This window comes from Streptomyces sp. NPDC020965, from assembly GCF_044333555.1.
Taxonomy (GTDB): domain Bacteria; phylum Actinomycetota; class Actinomycetes; order Streptomycetales; family Streptomycetaceae; genus Streptomyces.
The window spans coordinates 171,534-191,791 of the sequence record NZ_JBIRRE010000014.1; the positions used below are offsets into that span (position 1 = coordinate 171,534).

Genomic DNA, 20,258 nt, shown 5'->3' on the forward strand with positions numbered 1-20,258 from the left:
GACCATCCGGGCATCGCCCAGGCCGTGGTCACCGCCCCCGTCGACGGCCGGGGCGTACGGCGGCTGATCGCCCATGCGGTGCCCGTTGCCGGGGGGACACCCGACCCGGCCGAACTCATCGCCTGGGTCGGGCTGGCCCTGCCCGACCATCTGGTGCCCGCCGCCGTCGTCCTGCTGGACGCGCTGCCCCTCACTCGGGCCAACAAGATCGACCGCACGGCGCTCCCCGGCCCCGACTTCACCGCCGTGGCCGGGGGCACCCCGCCCAGGACCGAGCGGGAGACCCGGCTCGCCCAGCTCTTCGCCGAAGTCCTCGCCGTGCCCGGAGTCGGCGTCCACGACGGCTTCTTCGCCCTCGGCGGCGACAGCATCTCCGCCATCCAGTTGGTGGGCGCGGCCCGCCGGCACGGCCTGCTGCTCCGCCCGCGCGATGTGTTCGACCACCGCACCGTCGAGGCCCTGGCCACCGTCGCCCGGTCCGCGCACACTCCGCCCGCCCGCCAGGGGCCCGGCCGTACCTCCGGCGGCAGCGCACCCCTCACCCCGGTCCTGCGCTCCCTCATCGAACGCGGCGGCCCACTGACCGGCTACCACCAGTCCCTGGTTCTGCACACCCCCGCCGGCACCAGGCTCGACCAACTGACGGCCGGACTCGCCCAGGTCATCGGCCACCACGAGGCGCTCCGTGCCAGGCTCACGCCCACCGCGCTGGAGATCCCGCCGCACGACTCCGTGGACGCCACCGCGCTGATCACCCGGGTCGACGCGGCGGGCGCCCCACCGGACGAGCTGCCGGCCGTGCTGCGCCCGCACGCCCGGCGCGCCGCCGCAGCACTCGACCCGCACCGGGGCGCTATGGTGCGGGCGGTCTGGCTGGACGCCGGGGCGGACCGCGGCGGACTGCTCGCCCTGCTGATCCACCACGCCGTGGTGGACGGGGTCTCCTGGCGGGTGCTGACCGACGACCTCGGCACCGCCTTCGAGGCCGCCCGTACCGGTGTCCCCGCCGAACTCCCGCCGGTGGGCACCTCCCTGACCGAGTGGGCCCGAGGGCTTCGGGACGCCGCCGTCGACCCCGGGCGCGTCGCCACCGCCGACGACTGGCTGGCGCTCTTCGACGGCGACCCGGCCCGGATCGCCGGGCCGCTGGATCCGGCCGCCGACACCGTCGGCGCCCTGCGCACCGTCTCCGTACGACTGGATCCGGCGACCGCCGGACCGCTGCTCACCGAACTGCCCACCCGCTACCACACCGGACCCGACACCGTGCTGCTCGCCGCCCTCGCGATGGCGCTGTCGGCCTGGCGCGGGCACACCGGTCCCGTGCTGGTCGATCTGGAGGGCCACGGCCGCGACGAGGACGCCGTCCCGGGCGCCGAACTGTCCCGTACGGTCGGCTGGTTCACCCGTGTGCACCCGGCCCGGCTCGACCTCGGCGGTCTGGAGCCCGGCGGTGCGGGCGAAGCCGGCGCCGTGGTCAAACGCGTCAAGGAGCAGCTCCGTCCGCCCGGCGGTGACTCCCTCGGCCACGGGCTGCTCCGGTATCTCCACCCGGACCACGCCGAGCGGTTCGCCCGGACCCCCGCCCCCGAGATCGGCTACAACTATCTCGGCCGGTTCGCCGCGCCCGGTGGCGGCGGGTCGGAGCCGAAGCCCTGGAGCCCCGCCCTGACCGGCTCCTTCGGCGGCGGCGCGGACGACGCGCTGCCCCTCGCGCACACCCTCCAGCTCAATGTCTCCGCCGTGGACGGCCCCGAAGGACCCACCCTGCACGCCGGATTCGGCTTCGCCCCGCGCCTGCTGGCGGAGGCCGATGTGGCCCGGTTGGCCGAGCTGTGGCTGACGGCGCTGCGCACCCTCCGCCGCCATCTGAGCGACCCCGGCGCCGGCGGGCACACTCCGTCCGACTTCCCGCTGGTCACCGTCGCCCAGCCGGAGATCGACGCGCTGGAGGCGCGGCGCCCGCTCGCCGACCTGCTGCCGCTGTCGCCGCTCCAGGAAGGGCTCCACTTCCTGGCCGCCTACGGTGCCGAGGGCGACGGGCCCGATGTCTACGTCACCCAGACCACCCTGGAGTTCGACGGCGCGCTCGACACCGACCGGATGCGGGCGGCGAGCCGTCAACTGCTGGCCCGCCACCCCAGTCTGTGCGCCTCCTTCCACAGCCGCCAGGGGGCGGATCCGCTCCAGGCCGTGGCGGCGGAGACGGAACCGCCCTGGGCGGAGCACGACCTGGGCGATGCGGCCGACGAGGTGACCCGTCCGCCGGCCGGTCCGGCGGTGTCCGAGCCCGGTACCCGGGACGGGGCCCGCGGTCTGCGGATCCCCGAGCGGGCCCGGCTGATCCTCGCCGGGGAACGGGAGCGCGGTTTCGACCTCTCCGAACCGCCGCTGATCCGGTTCACCCTCATCCGGCTGGGCGCCCGGCGGCAACTCCTCGCGCTCACCTCGCACCACATCCTGTTGGACGGCTGGTCCGGGCCCGTCCTCGTGCAGGACCTGCTGGCGCTCTACCGGGGCGAACCCGGCCCCGCGCCCCGCCCGTACCGCGACTATCTGCTCTGGCTCGCCGACCGCGACCGGGACGAGACCCGTGAGCTGTGGCGGGAGACCCTCGCCGGGATCGAAGGACCCACCCAGCTCGTACCGCACGCCGCCGGGACACCCGCCGGAGTGCCGGAGCGCGTCGAACTGGAGCTGCCGGACGCCCTCGTCGCGAAGGTCTTCGCCCTCGCCAGGGCCGAGCAGGTCACCGTCAACGCCGTCCTACAGACCGCCTGGGCGCTGGTCCTGGGCCGGCTCACCGGCCGTACCGACGTCTGCTTCGGTGTCACGGTCTCCGGCCGGCCCGCCGATCTCGACGGGGCGCAGCGGATGGTCGGCCTCTTCATCAACACCGTGCCCGCCCGGGTCGGGACCCGCCCCGACCAGCCCGTCGCCGAGTTGGTCCGGCAGGTCGCCGACCGGCAGTCCCGGCTGCTGGACCACCAGTACGAGCCGTTGGCGGAGCTCCAGCGGCTGGCCGGGCACCGGGAGCTCTTCGACACTCTGATCCTCTTCGAGAACTTCCCCGTCGACGCCGGGGAACTGCGGCGCGCCGAGGAACGCGCCGGACTGCGGGTGACCGCGGCGGAGGGCCACGACGCCACCCACTATCCGCTCGTGCTGGTCGCCCTGCCCGGCCGGGAACGGCTCGCGCTCGCGCTCGACCACCGGCCGGACATCCTCCCCGCCGAGCGCACCCGGGCCATCGGTGAGCTGCTCGTCGGGACGCTGGAGCGGCTCACCGACCATCCGGGGCGCACCACCCGCGCACTGGTACCCGGCGGTACCGCCCACGCCCTGCCCGCCGGGGAGGCCGCGCCCATCACGCCGCTCGGACTCGCCGGTCGTTTCCGGCGACAGGCCGCCGCGACCCCGGACGCGCCCGCGCTCATCACCGGGGACGAGGAGTGGAGTTACGCCCGGCTCAGTGCCCGGGTCACCAGCATCGCCACCCGGCTCGCGGCCGGGGGCGCCCGCCCCGAGACCCTGATCGCCGTGGCCCTGCCGCGCTCCGCCGACCTCGTCGCGACCCTGCTCGCGGTGGCGGCCACCGGGGCGGCGTACGTCCCCGTCGATCCCGGTTTCCCCGCCGAGCGGGTGGCCTATCTGCTGGCGGACTCCCGGCCGCTGCTCACCGTCGGCCCGGACTCCCCGGTCCTGGCGGCCGCGGAGGAACCGTACAAACGCACGACGGTACGGGACGGGGCGGACGCACCCCGGCCGCCGCTGCCCGGTGACCGGCCGCCCCCCGGCGGCGCCGCCTATGTCATCCACACCTCCGGTTCGACCGGTGATCCCAAGGGGGTCGTCGTCACCCACGAGGGTCTGGCGAACCTGCTCGACGCGATGGCCGAGACGGTCGGCAGCGGACCGGGGCAGCGGCTCCTCGCCGTGACCACCGTCAGCTTCGACATCGCCGCCCTGGAGCTGTTCGTCCCGCTGGTCACCGGCGCCACCGTGGTCCTCGCCGACCACGACCAGGCCCGGGACCCGCTGCTGCTGGCCGCGCTCGCCGAGCGCTCCGGGGCCACCCATCTCCAGGCCACTCCCTCCCTGTGGCGGGGGCTGACCGAGGCCGTCCCCGCGATCCTGCGAGGGCTCACCGTCCTCAGTGGCGGCGAACCGCTCCCCGCCGACCTCGCCGCGGAACTCGCCGCGGGCGAACGGCTCATCAATCTGTACGGGCCGACCGAGACCACGATCTGGTCGACGGTCGCCGATCTGACCGGCGACGGCGGCGCCCCGCACGTCGGCGGCGCGCTGCGCAACACCACCCTGCGGATCCTCGACTCCTGGCTCCGGCCCACCCCCGAAGGGGCGCCCGGAGAGCTGTACATCGGCGGCTCCGGGGTGGCCCGCGGCTATCTGGGCCGGTCCCCGCTGACCGCCGGGCGGTTCGTCGCCGATCCCTACGGTCCGCCGGGCGCGCGGCTCTACCGCACCGGGGACCTGGCCGCCCGGCGGCCGGACGGCACCCTGCACATCCTGGGCCGGGCCGACCACCAACTGAAGGTGCGCGGCCACCGCGTCGAGCCGGGCGAGATCGAGGCGGTGCTGCGCGCCCATCCCGCGATCGGCGACGCGGTCGTCATCGGGGTGCCCGACGCGTCCGGCGCCATCCGGCTCATCGGCTACGTCACCGGTGAGGCGGCCGGGGTGCGCGAGTTCCTCGGCGAGCGGCTGCCCGACCACCTGGTGCCTTCGCTGCTGATCGAAGTGGCCGAGATCCCGCTCACGCCCAACGGCAAGACCGACCGGGCCGCTCTGCCCGCGCCGGGGACCGCCGCCTCCGGCGGGCAGCTCAGGGCCCCGCGCGACGCCCGCGAGGCGGTGCTCGCCGAACTCTTCGCCGATGTGCTCGGAGTGCCCCGGGTCGGACCCGACGACGACTTCTTCCAGCTCGGTGGGCACTCCCTGCTGGCCATGCGGCTCGCCAACCGGCTCCGCGCCACCCTCGGTGCCGAGGTGGCCCTGCGGGACGTCTTCGACCATCCGACCCCCGCCGCGCTCGCCGAGACCGTCCTGCCGCGCGGCGCGGGCCGCGCCCCCCTCGTCCCCCGTACCCCCGCGCCCGACGAACGGCTGCCGCTCTCCTTCGCGCAGAGCCGCCTCTGGTTCCTGCACCGCCTCGACGGACCCAGCGCCACCTACAACCTGTTCTTCGCACTCCGCATCGGAGGCGAGCCGGCCCTGGACACCGAGGCGATGCGGCTGGCCGTCGGTGATGTCGTCACCCGCCACGAGAGCCTGCGCACCGTCTACCCGGACACCGACGGACTGCCGTACCAGCACGTCCTGGACGAGGAGACCGCCCGGGCCGCCGCCGACTTCACCGTACGGACGGTCCCCGAGGCGGATCTGGCCCGGGCCGTGCACACCCAGGTGACCCACCCCGTCGACATCATCACCGAGATTCCGCTGCGGGTGCGGCTGCTGCGCACCGAGACCGATCACGTCCTCTGTGTGATGCTCCATCACATCGCCGGTGACGAATGGTCGATGCGCCCGCTCACCGAGGATCTGCGCGCCGCCTACACCGCCCGGGTCACCGGCACCGAACCCGACTGGCGGCCGCTGCCGGTGCAGTACGCCGACTACGCGGTCTGGCAGCGGGACCTCCTCGGCACCGAGGACGACCCCGACAGCCTCGTGGCCCGGCAGGCCGCCCACTGGCGCCGGGCGCTCGCCGGGGCACCCGAGGAGCTCGCCCTGCCCTACGACCGGCCCCGGCCGGCCGAGGAGCACCACGACGGGCAGACCGTCACCTTCGAGATCGGCGCCCGGACGCACCGCGCGCTCCGCGCCCTGAGCGCCGAGAACGGCACCAGTGTCTTCATGGCCGCCCAGGCCGGTCTCGCGGTGCTGCTCGCCGCCCACGGCGCCGGGACCGACCTGCCGATCGGCACCCCGGTCGCCGGGCGCACCGACGCCGCGCTCGACGACGTCGTCGGCTTCTTCGTGAACACCCTCGTCCTCCGCACCGATCTGAGCGGACGCCCCACCTTCCGGGAACTCCTCGGCCGGGTGCGGGAGACCGATCTGGCCGCCTTCGACCACGCCGATCTGCCGTTCGAGCAGCTCGTGGAGATGGTCGCGCCCGAGCGGACCCTCGCCCGGAACCCGCTCTTCCAGGTGATGCTGGTCTTCCAGAACGTCTCCGACGACGAACTCACCCTGCCCGGGCTGACCGTCACACCGCTCGGCGCCGACCCGGGCACCGCCAAGCTGGACCTGATGTTCACCCTCGCCGAACGGCCCGGCGGGGGCGGGGTCAACGGCATGCTCACCTTCCAGACGAGCCTCTTCGACGAGTCGACGGCCCGTGCTCTCGCCGACCGGTACACCGCCCTGCTCACCGCGCTCGCCGCCCAGCCGGATCTGCCCTTCCACCGCGCCGGGGTGCTCACCCCCGCCGAACGTGCCCGGATCCTGGCGGCCGGCACCGGTGCGGAGCGCCCGCTCCCGGCGGAGACCCTGCCCGAGCTGCTGGCCGACCGGTACCGGTCGGCGCCGGCCGGTACGACCGCCCTCGTCGACGGCGATCTGACGCTGACGACGGCCGAGTTCGACGACCGGGTGGCGCGGCTCGCGGCCCTGCTGCGGGACCGCGGGGTCGGCCGGGAGACCCGGGTCGCCGTCGCCCTGCCGCGCTCCGCCGATCTGGTGGTCGCCCTGCACGCGGTGCACCGCGCCGGAGGCGCCTACGTCCCCCTGGACACCGGCTATCCGGCCGAACGGCTCGCCCATGTGCTCGCCGACAGCGCGCCCCGGGTGGTGCTGAGCCGCGGTGACGTCACCGCCGTCGCGGCGCTCCCCGTCCCGGAGGGGGTGGAACTCCTCCTCCTCGACGCACCGGCCACCGTCGGCGCGCTCGCCGTCGCCGATCCGTCGCCCGTCCCCACCGGAGCGCGCGGGGAGCACGCCGCGTACCTCCTCTACACCTCGGGCTCCACCGGCCGCCCCAAGGGCGTCACCGTCAGCCACGCAGCGCTCGTCAACCGGCTGCGCTGGATGGCGGAGGAGTACGGGATCGGCCCGGCCGACCGGGTGCTCCAGAAGACCCCGGCCGGTTTCGACGTCTCGGTCTGGGAGTTCTTCCTGCCGATGCTGACCGGTGCGGTGCTCGTCGTCCTGCCGGACGGACACCACACCGACCCCGTCCAGGTCGCCGCGGCGATCCGGCGGCACGAGGTCACCGTCACCCACTTCGTCCCGTCCATGCTGGCCGCCTTCGCCGCCGAACCCGCCGCCGCCGACTGCGGCACGCTGCGCCTGGTGATCGCCAGCGGCGAGGCGCTCCCCCGGGCCGTCGCCGGCGCCGTGCGCGAGGTGCTGCCCGGCGCCGCGCTGCACAATCTGTACGGGCCGACCGAGGCCACCGTCGATGTCACCGCCTGGCCGGCCGGTTCCGAAACCGCCGCCGGTTCCGCGAGCACCGCCCCCGGCGGGACCGTGCCCATCGGGCGGCCCGTCTGGAACACCGGGGCCCATGTGCTCGATGCCTGGCTGCGGCCGGTGCCCGACGGTGTCACCGGTGAGCTGTACCTCAGCGGCCGTCAGTTGGCGCGCGGCTACCACGCCCGGAGCGCGCTGACCGCCGAACGGTTCGTGGCCCATCCCTTCGGCGTCCCGGGGGAACGGCTCTACCGCACCGGTGATCTGGTGCGCCGCCGGGCGGATGGCGCGCTGGTGTTCATCGGCCGCGCCGACGGTCAGGTCAAACTCCGCGGGCTGCGGGTGGAGCTCGGCGAGATCGAGGCCGTGCTCGGCGAGGAGCCGGACGTCTCCGCCGCCGCCGTGCTGCTCCGCGAGGACCTGCCGGGCAGGCCCCTGCTGACGGGCTATCTGGTGCCCCGTGGTGACACCGTGCCGGACCCGGCGGAGCTGTCCGCCCGACTGGCCGCGCGACTGCCCGGCCATATGGTGCCCGCCGCCCTGATCGCGCTGGAGCGGCTGCCGCTGACCGCCAGCGGCAAGCTGGACCGGGCCGCGCTGCCCGCTCCCGACCTCGCGGCGACCGCGGGCGGTGCCGCCCCGCGCGGTATCCGGGAGGCCCTGCTCACCGGGCTCTTCGCCGAACTGCTCGGCGCGCCGGCGGCCGGGGCGGAGGACAGCTTCTTCGCGCTCGGCGGCGACAGCATCCTCTCCATCCAGTTGGTCGCCCGCGCCCGCCGGGCCGGACTCGTCCTCACCCCGCGGGAGGTCTTCGAGCACAAGACGCCCGCCGCGCTGGCCCGGATCGCGCTGCCCATCGACGTCGTCCCCGGTGCCCGCGCGCTGCCGCCGACCGGCCGTCTTCCGCTGACCCCGGTCATGCGCTGGGCGCGGGAACAGGGCGCGCTGGACGGCCTGTACCAGTGGCGGTCCCTCGTGACCCCGCCGGACGCGACCGCCGCCACGCTCGCCACCGCCCTCCGCCGTCTCACCGACCGGCATCCGGTGCTCCGGGCCGCACTCGTGGCCGAGGGCGCGCTGGACATCCCGGTCGGGGCCGCCGAGACCCCGGCGGCGCTCCCGACGGTCGACCTCGGCGAGCTGCCCGACGCGCTGGTGCCGGGGCGTCTCGGCGAGCTCGCCGCCGACGCGATCGACCGGCTCGACGCGGGCGAGGGCCGGCTGATCGGCGCCGTCCACGCGGACCTCGGACCCGACCGGGGCGGACGGCTGCTGCTGGCCGTCCATCAGTTGGCCGTGGACGAGGCGTCCTGGCCCGTACTGGCCGCCGATCTCGCCGCCGCCCATCACTCCGTGATCAACGGGACCGGGCCCGACACCGCCGATGGCACGACGTCCTTCCGCCAGTGGGCCCTGGGGCTCGCCGACGCGGCCGGGGAACCCGGGCGACGGACCGAGGACGGCGTCTGGCTGGCCCGGGACGGCGCGGCGGCGCCCGCGCTCGGCGCCCGCCCGCTCGATCCGGCCGTGGACACCCGGGAGGCCCGGGTACGGCTGGAGCGCACCCTCACCGGTGCCACCGCCCGCGCCCTGCTCACCGCTGTGCCCGCCTCGGTGCACGGCACCGTCCAGGACGTGGCGCTGACCGCCGCCGCCATCGCCTTCGCCCAGTGGCGGTGGGAGCGCGGCGAGGCGGAGCACGGCCCCGACGTCGTCGCGGTGCGCGCGCACGGGCGGGCGGCGGGTGTCGTGCCGGGCAGCGATCTCTCCCGCACCGTGGGCTGGTTCACCACCCGGTATCCCCTCCTCCTCGACACCGCGGGCGTCGATCCGGCGGCCGCAGCCCATGACGGGGCCGCCGCGCGACGCGTACTGATCGGCGTCAAGGAGCAGCTCCGCGCCACCCCGGACGACGGCATCGGACACGGTCTGCTGCACCGCTTCGGCGACCGCGCCGCCGCGCCGCCGCGTACTCCGGAGATCTCCTTCGCGCACCACGACGTACGGTCCGGGGCGGCGGGGTCCGACGGCTGGCCCGAGGCTCCGGAGGCACTGCCCGAGCCCGTCCCCGTACGGCACCGGGCGCCGGTCCTGTTCCCGTTGGAGATCACCACCACCGCCGTGGACGGCCCTGAAGGTCCGGTCCTCACCGGCCGCTGGGCCCATCTCCCCGCGGTGCTGCCCACGGCGGACGTCGAGCGTCTCGCCGACCTCTGGTGCGCGGCCCTGCGCACCCTCGCACACCGGCCCGGGGCCACCACGCGCACACCGTCCGACTTCCCCCTCGTCACGCTCGGGCAGCCCGATGTCGAGGAGTTGCAGCGGAGGTTCCCCGGCCTCACCGACGTCTGGCCGCTCGCCCCGCTCCAGGAGGGTTTCCACTTCCTCACCGAACTCGCCGGGGACGGGCTCGACGTCTACACCATGCAGCTCGCCCTCCGGCTGGAGGGCGAGCTGGACCCGGCCGCGCTGTGCGCCGCCACCGGTGATCTGCTGGACCGCAACGACAATCTGCGGACCGCCCTGGTGAGCAGCGCCGGCGGGACCGCCGTACAGGCCGTCCTCGACGCGGTCGAACCCGATGTCACCGTCACCGATCTCCGGGCCACCGGCTCCGGCGACGACGGCGGGACCGACGCACCGGACGAGCGGGACGCGCTGGCGCGGCTGGCCGAGGCCGACCGGGTCCGTCCCTTCGATCTGGCCGCGCCGCCGCTGGTGCGGCTGCGCCTGGTGCGGCTGGCGGCGGACGGCGGCTGGGCACTGATCGTCACCAATCACCACGCCGTGCTGGACGGCTGGTCGGTGCCGCTGCTGTTGGAGGAGCTGTTCCAGTTGTACGCGGCGCGCACCGGCACCGCGCCCGCGCCCGCCCTCCGGCCGTCGTTCCGGGAGTATCTGCGCTGGCTGACCCGGCAGGACCCGGAGGTCGCCCGTACGGCCTGGCGCGGCGCGCTGGCGGGTCTCGGCGAACCCACCCTGATCGCCCCGGCCGACCCGGCCCGTCAACCGGTGCCGTCCCGGCATATTCCGCACACCATCGACGCCCCGCTGGCGGAACGGCTGGCCGAATTGGCCCGGTCGGCCGATGTCACGCCGAATACGGTGATGCAGTTCGCCTGGGGGCTGTTGCTGGCCCGGCAGACCGGCCGGGACGACGTGGTCTTCGGCGCCACCGTCTCGGGCCGGCCGCCGGAGATCGACGGGGTGGAGGGCATGACCGGGCTCTTCATCAACACCGTGCCGGTACGGGTGGACCTCCGGCACTCCGGCGTCGGCGGTACGGTGCGCCGTTCCCTCGCCCGGCTCCAGGACGCGCAGTCCCGTCTCACCGCCTACCAGCACCTGGGGCTCTCGGAGATCCAGCGCCTCACCGCGCGGCCCGGCGACGGCGCGTCCGGTGAGCTGTTCGACACGCTGCTCGTCTTCCAGAACTATCCGGTGGACGCGGAGGGTCTGCGCGCCGCCGAACAGTCCGGTGCGCTGCGGGTCACCGACGGCACCAGTACGGGCGACACCCACTATCCGCTGACCCTGGTCGTCGCCCCGGCGGCCGGGAAACTGCTGCTGGAGTACCGTCCGGACCTCGTCACCGAGGCCGCTGCCGAGGCGCTGATGCGGCGGTTCGTCCACCTCCTGCGGGAATTGGGCGACCGGCCCGATTCCCCCGCGTACCGCGTCGAATCCCTCGATGCCGCCGAACGCGAGCTGATCCTCTCCGGCTGGAACGCCACCGACCAGCCCCATCCGCCGGGGACCCTGCCCGAACTGCTGGCCGAGCGGATCGCGGCCGACCCGACCGCCCCGGCGGTCGTCAGCGGTGACACCGTCGTCACCTTCGCGGAGTTGGACCTCCGTTCCGGGCGTCTCGCCCGGCTGATCGCCGGGCACGGCGCGGGGCCCGAGGACATCGTGGCGCTGATGCTGCCGCGCACCGAGGAGATGCTGGTCGCCATCGCCGCCGTGCACCGTGCCGGGGCGGCCTCGCTCGCCCTGGACCCCGGCTATCCGGACGAGCGGCTCGCCTTCATGGCCCGTGACACGACTCCCCGGCTGCTGGTCACCACCAGCGCTCTGGCGGCGCGGGCGGCGGCCCTGGGGGGTCTCGTACCGCGGATCGTCGTCCTGGACGACCCGGAGGTGACCGCGGCGCTGGGGCGGCTGCCCGGCACCGCGCCGGTGGTCCCGCTCCGTGCGGACCACCCGGCGTACGTCGTCCACACCTCCGGTTCCACCGGCACCCCCAAGGGGGTGGTCGTCTCGCACCGCAATGTGGTCAACCTCTTCCACAGTCACCGCCGGAATCTGTACGAGCCGGTCGTCGCGCGGACCGGTCGGCGGCGGCTGAACATCGGCCACGCCTGGTCGTTCTCGTTCGACGCCGCCTGGCAGCCGCAGTTGTGGCTCTTCCACGGGCACTGCGTCCATGTGCTCTCCGAGGAGATCCAGCGCGACCCGGAGGCCCTGCACCGCTATCTCCGGGAGCGGGCCGTCGACTTCATCGAGGTCGCGCCCTCGGTCCTGGCCGAGCTGGAACGCGCGGGCCTGACCGAGGGCGGCCGGTGCCCGCTGCCGCTGCTGGGGGTCGGCGGGGAGGCCGTGCCCGAGGACCAGTGGGCCAGGCTGCGGCGACTGCCGGGGACCGAGACCGTCAATCTGTACGGGCCGACCGAGTGCACCGTCGACTCGCTCTTCGCCCGGGTCGGGGACCACGACGGGCCCGTGATCGGGCGGCCCGTCGACAACGCCCGCGTCCGTCTCCTGGACGCCTGGCTCCGGCCGGTGCCGCCGGGGGTGGCCGGGGAGCTGTACCTCGCCGGTGCCGGGCTGGCCCGTGGCTACCTCGGCCGCCCCGCGCTGACGGCGGAGCGTTTTGTCGCCGACCCCTTCGGCGCGGGCGGCAACAGGCTCTACCGCACCGGCGACATGGCCCGGTGGACCGAGGACGGGGCGGTGGAGTTCCTCGGCCGGGTGGACGACCAGATCAAGATCCGTGGCTTCCGGGTGGAGCCCGGTGAGGTCGGTGCCGCGCTGGCCGCCCTGCCCGGGGTGGACCGGGCGGTGGTCGTCGCCCGCACCGACGGCGGGGTGCGGCGGCTCGTCGGCTACGCCGTACCGGACCCCGGCGCCGCTCCCGATCCGGCCGCCCTCCGCGCCGGGCTCGCCGGCCGGCTGCCCGCTCATCTGGTGCCCGCCGCCGTCGTCGTCGTCGGCGAGCTGCCGATGACCGCCAACGCCAAGCTGGACAAGGACCGGCTGCCCGCCCCCGACTTCGGCGCGACCGCGCTCGGACGGGAACCGTCCGGTGCGGCGGAGACCCTGCTCTGCACCGTGATGGCGAGGGTTCTCGGGCTGCCGAGGATCGGCGCCGACGACGACTTCTTCGCCTTCGGCGGCGACAGCATCGTCTCCCTCCGGCTGGTCGGGGCGGTGCGTGCCGAGGGCCGACGGCTCTCCCCGCGCGATGTGTTCCGGCTCCGCACCCCCGCCGCGCTCGCCGGCGTGCTCGGCGACGACGCTCCGCCCACCGCGGCCGAGGACCCCTCGGCGGCCGTCGGCGACGCCCCGCTCGTCCCCGGCCTCGACCGGCTGCGGGAGCTGGGCGGGCCGCTCGCCGGTCACTGCCAGTCAACCGTGCTGCGGTCCCCCGCCGGGATGCGGCGGGCCGATCTCATCACCGCCGTCCGCGCGCTGCTGGCCCGTCATCCGGTGCTGCGGGCCCGGTTGGTACGGGAGGCCGGTGAGCCCTGGCGACTGGAGGTGCCAGGACCGGCCGCGCGGGGGACCCGGCTCCCCGCCGGGACGGTGGCGCGGACGTCCGTCATCCGGGTGCCCGACGGTCCCGAACTCGCCCATGTGATCGGGGAGAAGCTGCGCGGGGCGGTCGCCGAGCTCGATCCCAACCGGGGACGGATGATCCGGGTGGTCTGGTTCGACGCCGGGCGGTCGCGGCCGGGGCGGCTGCTGATCCTGCTCCACCACCTCGTCGTGGACGCGGCCAGCTGGCGCATCGTCCACGATGACCTGCGCGCGGCCTGGGAGGCGGCCCACGAAGGGCGGGCACCGACGCTGCCGCCGGTGCCCACCTCGTACCGCACCTGGGCTCGGCATCTCGACGCGGTGACGCCGCGCCACGAGACGGAACTGCCGTACTGGCGGCGGGTTCTCGCCGGCCCGCCGGGCCGCATCGCCGGCCGGCCGCTCGATCCGGCCACCGACACCGTGCGGACCCTGCGCCGGCTGAGTGTCCAGCTCGGGCCCGAGGACACCGGGCCGTTGCTCGACGCACCGGCCCTGCGGGACGGCGGGTCCGTGCGCGCGGTCCTGTTGGGGGCGCTCGCGCAGGCGTTCGCGGAGTGGCGGCGCGACCGGGGCGACCTCGGGGGCGATCACACCCCGGTCGCCCTGGAGAGCCACGGACGGGAGCAGGAACTCCTGGCGGGCGCCGATCTCTCCCGTACCGTCGGACGGTTCACCTCGGTGCACCCGGTGGTGCTCGACGCCCGGGGGGTGGCACTCGACTCCGCCCACAGTCCCGCCGAGTTGGTGCGCCGGATGGCGGACGCGCTGGCGGCGGTGCCCGCTGCCGGCATCGGCTACGGCCTGCTGCGGCGGCGGCACTCCGGGCTGGGCGACGAGCCCGAGGTGGTGTTCGACTACCTGGGCCGGTTCTCCGGCAGCGGTACGGGCGGCGACTGGGCGGGGGCGCCGGAGGCCGGGGTGCTCGGCAGCGGACGCGATCCCGACGCCCCGGTCGCGCATCTGCTGGACATCGCCGTCTCGGTGCGCGACTCCCCCGGCGGGGGCGTACTGGACGCGGGCCTGGTCTGGCCGGGCGGGCTGCTCACCGAACCGGAGGTACGGAGCCTGGCCGACGCCTGGACCGACGCGCTGCGCGCCCTCGCCAAGGCGTACGGGGCGTAGGCCGTGCCGTCGGGATCCCGTCCGCCGGGAGACATTCCCGGGGGCCGCCGGGGGCCGGCTGGCGGCACAGCGGTGTGCGCCGGGGGCCGTGGTCCCCGGCGCACACCGCGCCGGCGGTCAGAGCTTCTTCAGCATCTTCTCCACCTCGTCCACCGCGCCGATCGCGAAGGAGTAGTTCGCCATCAGGAAGTGCTGCGAGGGGAAGGCCCGGCCCGCCTTGACGGCGGGTACGGCCTTCCACAGCTTGTGGTCGAGGAGTGCCTGGGTGGTGGGGGTGGCCTTGCCGTCGAACTGCACCGGGTAGATCAGCGCGGTGCAGTCGCCGAGCACGTCCATCTCCTCATAGCTCTTGGGGATGAACTTCTCGCCCTTGGCCGCCGGAATCCCGGCCCCGATCGTGAGACCGAGGTCGCGCATCACGGTGACCACCGGGGTGCCGAGGAAGAACTTACCGCTGGGGCCGCCACTCAGCGGGGCCCAGACGGAGGTGGCGATCTGCTTGGCGTAGGCCGTCTTCACCTCCTTGAGGCGGGTCTCGTACCGCGCCTTCAACTCGGTCAGTTTCGACTCCCGGTTGACCGCGTCGGCGACCTTGGCTATCTGCTCGTGCCAGAGCGCGTCGGCGGTCCAGTCGAAGTGGGTGACCGGGGCCACCGCCTTGAGTACGCCGGCCTTCTCCCGGTAGAACTGATCGACGATCAGATCCGGTTCGAGCGCCGCCACCGCCTGTGGGTTGGGGCTGCCCGGGGCGCCGATCGTCTTGACGTCCTTCAGCCGGTCGTAGTCCGCGGCGGACATCAGCGTCGGCAGCGCGGTGCCGTCCGGAACGCCGACCGGCACCACACCCAGCTCCAGCAGCATCAGCGCCGCGTAGTTGTCGGTGACCACCACCCGCTTCGGGTTCTCCGGCACCGTGATCACGCCGTTGTCGGCCCGCACCGTGCGGGTGCCACCGCTCTTCGCGCCCCCCTTGTCCTTGCCGCCGCCGTTCTCTCCGTCCGAGGACTCGCTCACACCACAGGCGGTCAACCCCAGGGCCGCCGCGCCTGCGGTCAGCCCACCCAGGAAGTTCCTCCGGCCCAGAGCGTGGTACATCGTGCGCGAGCGGGTCATTTTCGGTTTCTCCTCCATCGATCGCCGAGCGGAAACCCCACCCTCGCCACCCGACGGCGGCAAGGTAAGGCTTGCCTAAGCTACTCCTTCCAGAGACGATCTATGACATCCAACGGAAAGTCTGCGATGAGGAGTTACCGAAAATGAGTGGGGCATCGGCCCGGAGCCGGCACGGCGAACACCGCCGGTCCGGAGAACTGCGGGTGACACGGGTTCGGCACACGGAGCGGATCACCCCGCACATGGCGCGCATCACCTTCGCCGACGACGGACTGGCGGGGCTGCACAGCAACGGCACCGATCAGCATGTGGCGCTCTACTTCTACGAACCCGGGGTGGAACTGCCCCGGCCCTTCACCACCGAGGCCGCCCGCGCGCTGCTGCCGGTGGCCAAACCGAGGCTGCGCCGCTACACCATCCGCCACCACCGTCCCGAACTCGGCGAGGTGGACATGGACTTCGTGCTGCACGGAGCCGACCAGCTCGCTTCCGGCTGGGCCGAGCGGGCCGCACCCGGCGACGAGGCGATCTGGTTCGGCCCGGGTCCCGGCTGGTCACCCGCTCCCGAAGCGGAGTGGACCATCCTCCTCGGCGACGAGACCGCACTTCCGGCCATCGGCGCGATCCTGGAACAACTCCCCCCGGATCTACCGGTGTCGGCGCTCATCGAAGTCGCCGACCGGGCCGAGGAACAACGACTGACCACCCGGGCGGACGCCCAGATCGAATGGCTCAACCGCGGCCGGCGCCCGGCCGGGCAACTCCTCCACGAGCGGGCCACCGCGCTCTCCGCGCCGGCCGGCCGGGGGAATGTCTGGGGCGCGGCCGAACGGGAGGTCGTACGCGCGCTCCGCCGCCACTTCGTCGAAGGACTCGGCGTGGCACGCGCCGACACCCATCTGACCCCCTACTGGACCAGGGGCGAGACCCAGGACAGCGAGGTCTGACCCATGCCCGTCGCGGCATCCGACGCCACCACCCCGTCCCGGGGCGGCACCGACCACCACGGCCGTCCCCATCGACCGACGGAGGCCGCCCCGGACCGGCCGGACCGCGCCCCCGGAGGCACCGTATGACGCCGCCCCGCGCACCGGACCCGGACCGGGCCCCCGACAACCCAGCGGACCGCCCCGGAACCTCGCGGGGGCGCGCCACGGGCGACACCGTGCCGCGCTCCCCGGAGCCCCCGGGGGCCGGCCACGCGGAACCCACCACCCGGGACGGGCTGCGGCTGCTCGGCGCCACCCTGCGCCGGGGCTCGGGACTCCTCCTGCCGGCCGTGCTCGGCGGGCTCTGCTACCAGCTCGCGCTGATCGCGCTCCCCTGGTGCATCGAACGCGCCGTCGACGAAGGCATCGTCGGCGAGGACACCGACGCCCTGCGCCGGTGGGCCCTGGTCGTGCTGGCCGCGAGTGTCGTCGCCGCGCTGGCCGAGATGTTGCTCGGCTGGTTCTCCACCATCGCCGGAACCCTGGGGGGCAACCGGCTGTACCAACTGCTCGCCGACCGGGTCTCCCGGCTCGACGGACGGAGCCTCGACCGGTTCGGCGAAGGCGATCTGGGGATGCGCGGTACCCGGGACGTCGACCTGGTCCGCACCTGGCTGATGGGCTTCGCCTCCTTCGTCAGCGGAGTCGTCGGATTCCTGCTGATGATCGTCGCCATCGTCCGCCTCGACCCGCTCCTCGCGGTCGTCTGCCTGGTCTGCGTACCCCCCCTGGTCTGGCTCAACACCCACTGGTTCCCCCGGCGCTTCGGCACGGCCAACACCCGTCTCTCGGCCGCCCACGGCGGCCGGGCCGACGCGGTCGAGGAACTCCTCTCGGCCAGCGCCGCCGTGCGCGGCATCGGCGGTGAACCCGCCCTGGTGGACCGGCATCACGCGCGCAGTACCGAGGTCACCGACCACACCCTGACCACCGCCCGGATATCGGCCGATTGGGCCGCGCTCTCCCCCTTCGTGCCCGCCCTCGCCATCGGCGCCGGGCTCGGCGTCGGCGGACTCGCCGTGCTGCGGGACACCATGTCGGTCGGCGGCATCGTCGCCTTCACCAGTTGGATGAGCATGCTGGTGATGTGGGTGGGCGTACTCACCCTGCGGATCAGCCAGTTGAGCCAGGCCACCACCGCCGCCCGCCGCCTCCAGGAGATCCTGCTGCCCGGCCCCGGCGAACCCCCCACCGGGGGCCGGTCCCTGCCCGCCCGGGGGGAACTCACCGCCGACGCGGTCACCCGTACCGCCGGAGGGCGCACCCTGCTGGCACCGGTCAGTCTCACGGTCCGTCCCGGCGCTCTGATCGCCATCACCGGAGCGACCGCTTCCGGTAAGACCACACTGCTGCGGGTGCTCGCCGGGCTCGTCCCCCCGGACGGCGGATCCATCGCCTTCGGCGGTGTCCCCCTGGGCGAGGCGGACCCCGCTCTGACGCACCGTCTGATCGGCTTCGTCCCCCAGCGTCCGGTCACCATCAGCGGGACCCTCGCCGACAATCTGCGGCTGGGCGGCGACTTCGACGACGAGGAGTTGCGCGCCGCCTGCCGGGTCGCGGCCCTCGACGACTACCTCGACTCACTGCCCGACGGGCTCGGCACCGAGGTCGGCGAACGCGGTAGCACCCTCTCCGGCGGCCAACTCCAGCGCCTCGCGCTGGCCCGGGCCGTACTCCGCCGCCCCGCCGTACTCCTGCTGGACGATGTCACCTCGGCCATCGACACCGCCACCGAACGCACCGTGATCGACCGGCTGCGGGAGTGGTCCGGCGAGACGGCCGTGGTCTGCGCCACCCATCGGCCGGCGGTACTGGCCGCGGCCGACCAGGTGATCACACTCGAATCCGCCGGGGGTCCGGCCCGAACGAAGGACCGTGTGACCACCGGTGGCTGAACAGAAACCCCTCTCCGCCGCCCCTGATCAGCGCGGGGTGCTCCGCCGGGCCTGGCCCCATATGCGCGCCCATCGGCGCGCCATCGTGATCGCCCTGGTCACCAGCGCCGCGGCCACCCTCACCACCGTCGCGGTGCCCGCGGTCATCGGCGCCGGTGTCGATCAACTGCTGGCCCGGGACCGGACGGGACTGCTCATCTCGGTCGGGGTGCTGACCGCGCTGGCCCTGCTGCGGCTGATCCTGTTCCGGCGGGCCGAGATCCTGCTGACCACGGTCGGCGAACGGGTGGTACGGCGGCTGCGCGACCTTACCGTGGAGCGCCTCTCCCGGGCCCCGCTGCGCTTCCTGGAAGCGCAGCCCTCCGGCGATCTGCTGCGCCGGACCACCACCGAGATCGCGGATCTCGCCACCTTCGTCCGCGCACAGCTACCGGAGCTGCTGACCGTCGCCGGATACCTCCTCTTCACGACGGTGCTGCTGCTCGGCTACTCACCCCTGCTGACCCTCGTCACCCTGGTGGCCTTCGTACCGGCGATCGTCTGGGTGCTGCGACGGTTCAAGAGGGCCGCCACCCCGGCGTTCGCCGCCGAGGCCGCCGCCGCGGGCACCGTCGCCGCGACCTACCGGGAGCTCGTCCAGTCCCGCGAGATGCTGGTGACCGGTGGGGGTGTGGAGTTCTGGCGCGGCCGGTTCCGCCAGGACGCGGACCGGCGGTACCGGGCCGCCCGCCGCAGCCAGCGCTCGCTGTTCATCATCAGCCTCGCGCGGCTCGTCCAGGGGGTGACCACCGCCGCACTCCTGCTGATCGGCGGATGGCTCGCCGCCGATGGCCGGATCAGCGTCGGTACGGTCGTGGTCTTCGTGCTGGCGACCCGTCAGCTCTTCGACTCGGCCACCCAGGCGTCCAATCTCATGGGTCAGCTCCAGCTCACCCTGGTGGGGCTCGCCCGGCTGCTGGACCTCCTCGCCCGTACGGCACCCGACGGAAACACGCGCGGGGACACCGCGCCGGCAACCGGGGACGGGCCGGAGGCGGCCACCCCGGCAGACGGGGAGTCGACGGCGGCACGCGGGGCACTGGCACCGACCGCGGCCCGGGGGGTGCTGGAGGCGGACGGGGTGCGCTACGCGTATGTGTCCTCCACCCCGGTCCTGTCCGGACTGACCCTGCGGATCGAACCCGCGGAACGGGTCGGTCTCATCGGCCCGACCGGGGCCGGCAAGACCACTCTGGCCAAACTGCTCACCGGCCTCTACACCCCCGATTCCGGCAGTGTCCGCTACGACGGCCGGGACCTGCGTGACCTGCCGCCGGACGAGCTGCGCCGGCGTATCGTCCTCATCCCGCAGCGTGTTCATCTGATCCGGGGCACCCTGCTGGACAACCTCGGACTGGTTCCCGGCGATCCGGGGGAGGACAGGATCCGGGCCGCCGTGCGGGAACTCGGCCTGACCGAGTGGGTCGAGGGTCTCCCCGGCGGTCTCCACACTCCGCTCGGGGGCGGTGCGGGCGGGCTCTCGGCGGGAGAGCTCCAGCTCATCGGTCTGGTCAGGGCCGCGCTGGTCGATCCGGCCGTACTCGTCCTGGACGAGGCGTCCGCCGATATCGACCCGGACACCGCGCTGCGGGTGGAGACCGCGATCGACACCCTGCGGGCGGACCGCACACTGATCGTCATCGCGCACCGCGAGACGACGATCAACCGGCTGCCCCGGATCGTCAGTCTCGACGCGGGAGCCGTCCTGACGGGGCGGTGAGCGGGGGTCACGGTCGGGCCGGCGAGCGATCCGGCCCCGGGGATCGAGAACCCGGGGCCGGCGCGCGGGAATCGGCCGTGGGCGGTGGCGGTCGACCCGCGACCGGCGACCGGCGACCGGCGACCGGCTCAACAAGGA

General features: G+C 74.4%; 6 protein-coding genes (1 of these 6 only partly in view). 5 read left to right on the plus strand and 1 reads right to left on the minus strand.

The window, feature by feature from the left end; genetic code table 11:
* Positions 1–14,364, plus strand: the 3' portion of a protein-coding gene (locus ACH4S7_RS32675) for an amino acid adenylation domain-containing protein (RefSeq protein ID WP_398524996.1). Its footprint begins 2,649 nt before the window's first position; only the last 14,364 of its 17,013 coding nucleotides appear in the window; the start codon falls outside the window, past its left edge; it ends in the stop codon at positions 14,362–14,364.
* Between the two features lie 117 nt (positions 14,365–14,481).
* Here ACH4S7_RS32675 and ACH4S7_RS32680 read toward each other — a convergent pair whose 3' ends face one another.
* Positions 14,482–15,477 carry an ABC transporter substrate-binding protein gene (locus tag ACH4S7_RS32680; protein WP_398524997.1) on the minus strand — a complete coding sequence of 332 codons (996 nt, stop codon included), beginning with the start codon at positions 15,475–15,477 and terminating at the stop codon, positions 14,482–14,484.
* A 143-nt stretch (positions 15,478–15,620) separates the two neighbouring features.
* On the opposite strand from ACH4S7_RS32680, the gene ACH4S7_RS32685 reads away from it, so the two are divergent.
* From ACH4S7_RS32685 to ACH4S7_RS32700, 4 genes are read left to right on the plus strand one after another with little or no spacing between them, the layout of a single operon-like run.
* A complete protein-coding gene (locus tag ACH4S7_RS32685; protein WP_398524998.1) occupies positions 15,621–16,424 on the plus strand; it encodes a siderophore-interacting protein in 804 nt (267 codons plus the stop codon).
* Between the two features lie 3 nt (positions 16,425–16,427).
* Positions 16,428–16,553: a hypothetical protein gene (locus ACH4S7_RS32690; RefSeq protein ID WP_398524999.1), complete on the plus strand. Its 126-nt coding sequence runs from the start codon at positions 16,428–16,430 to the stop codon at positions 16,551–16,553.
* Positions 16,550–18,361, plus strand: coding sequence for an ABC transporter ATP-binding protein (locus tag ACH4S7_RS32695; RefSeq protein WP_398525000.1), 1,812 nt, complete (start codon positions 16,550–16,552; stop codon positions 18,359–18,361). The genes ACH4S7_RS32690 and ACH4S7_RS32695 overlap by 4 nt, the downstream gene beginning before the upstream one ends.
* Entirely contained in the window at positions 18,354–20,120 is a 1,767-nt protein-coding gene (locus tag ACH4S7_RS32700) for an ABC transporter ATP-binding protein (protein ID WP_398525001.1), read from the plus strand. Before ACH4S7_RS32695 ends, ACH4S7_RS32700 begins: the two co-directional genes overlap by 8 nt.
* Positions 20,121–20,258: the final 138 nt, after the last annotated feature.

Coding starts and splice junctions, on each gene's coding strand:
- ACH4S7_RS32680 (WP_398524997.1), bottom strand. CDS start 15,477: ATGACCCGCTCGCGCACGATGTACCACGCTCTGGGCCGGAGGAACTTC.
- ACH4S7_RS32685 (WP_398524998.1), top strand. CDS start 15,621: ATGAGTGGGGCATCGGCCCGGAGCCGGCACGGCGAACACCGCCGGTCC.
- ACH4S7_RS32690 (WP_398524999.1), top strand. CDS start 16,428: ATGCCCGTCGCGGCATCCGACGCCACCACCCCGTCCCGGGGCGGCACC.
- ACH4S7_RS32695 (WP_398525000.1), top strand. CDS start 16,550: ATGACGCCGCCCCGCGCACCGGACCCGGACCGGGCCCCCGACAACCCA.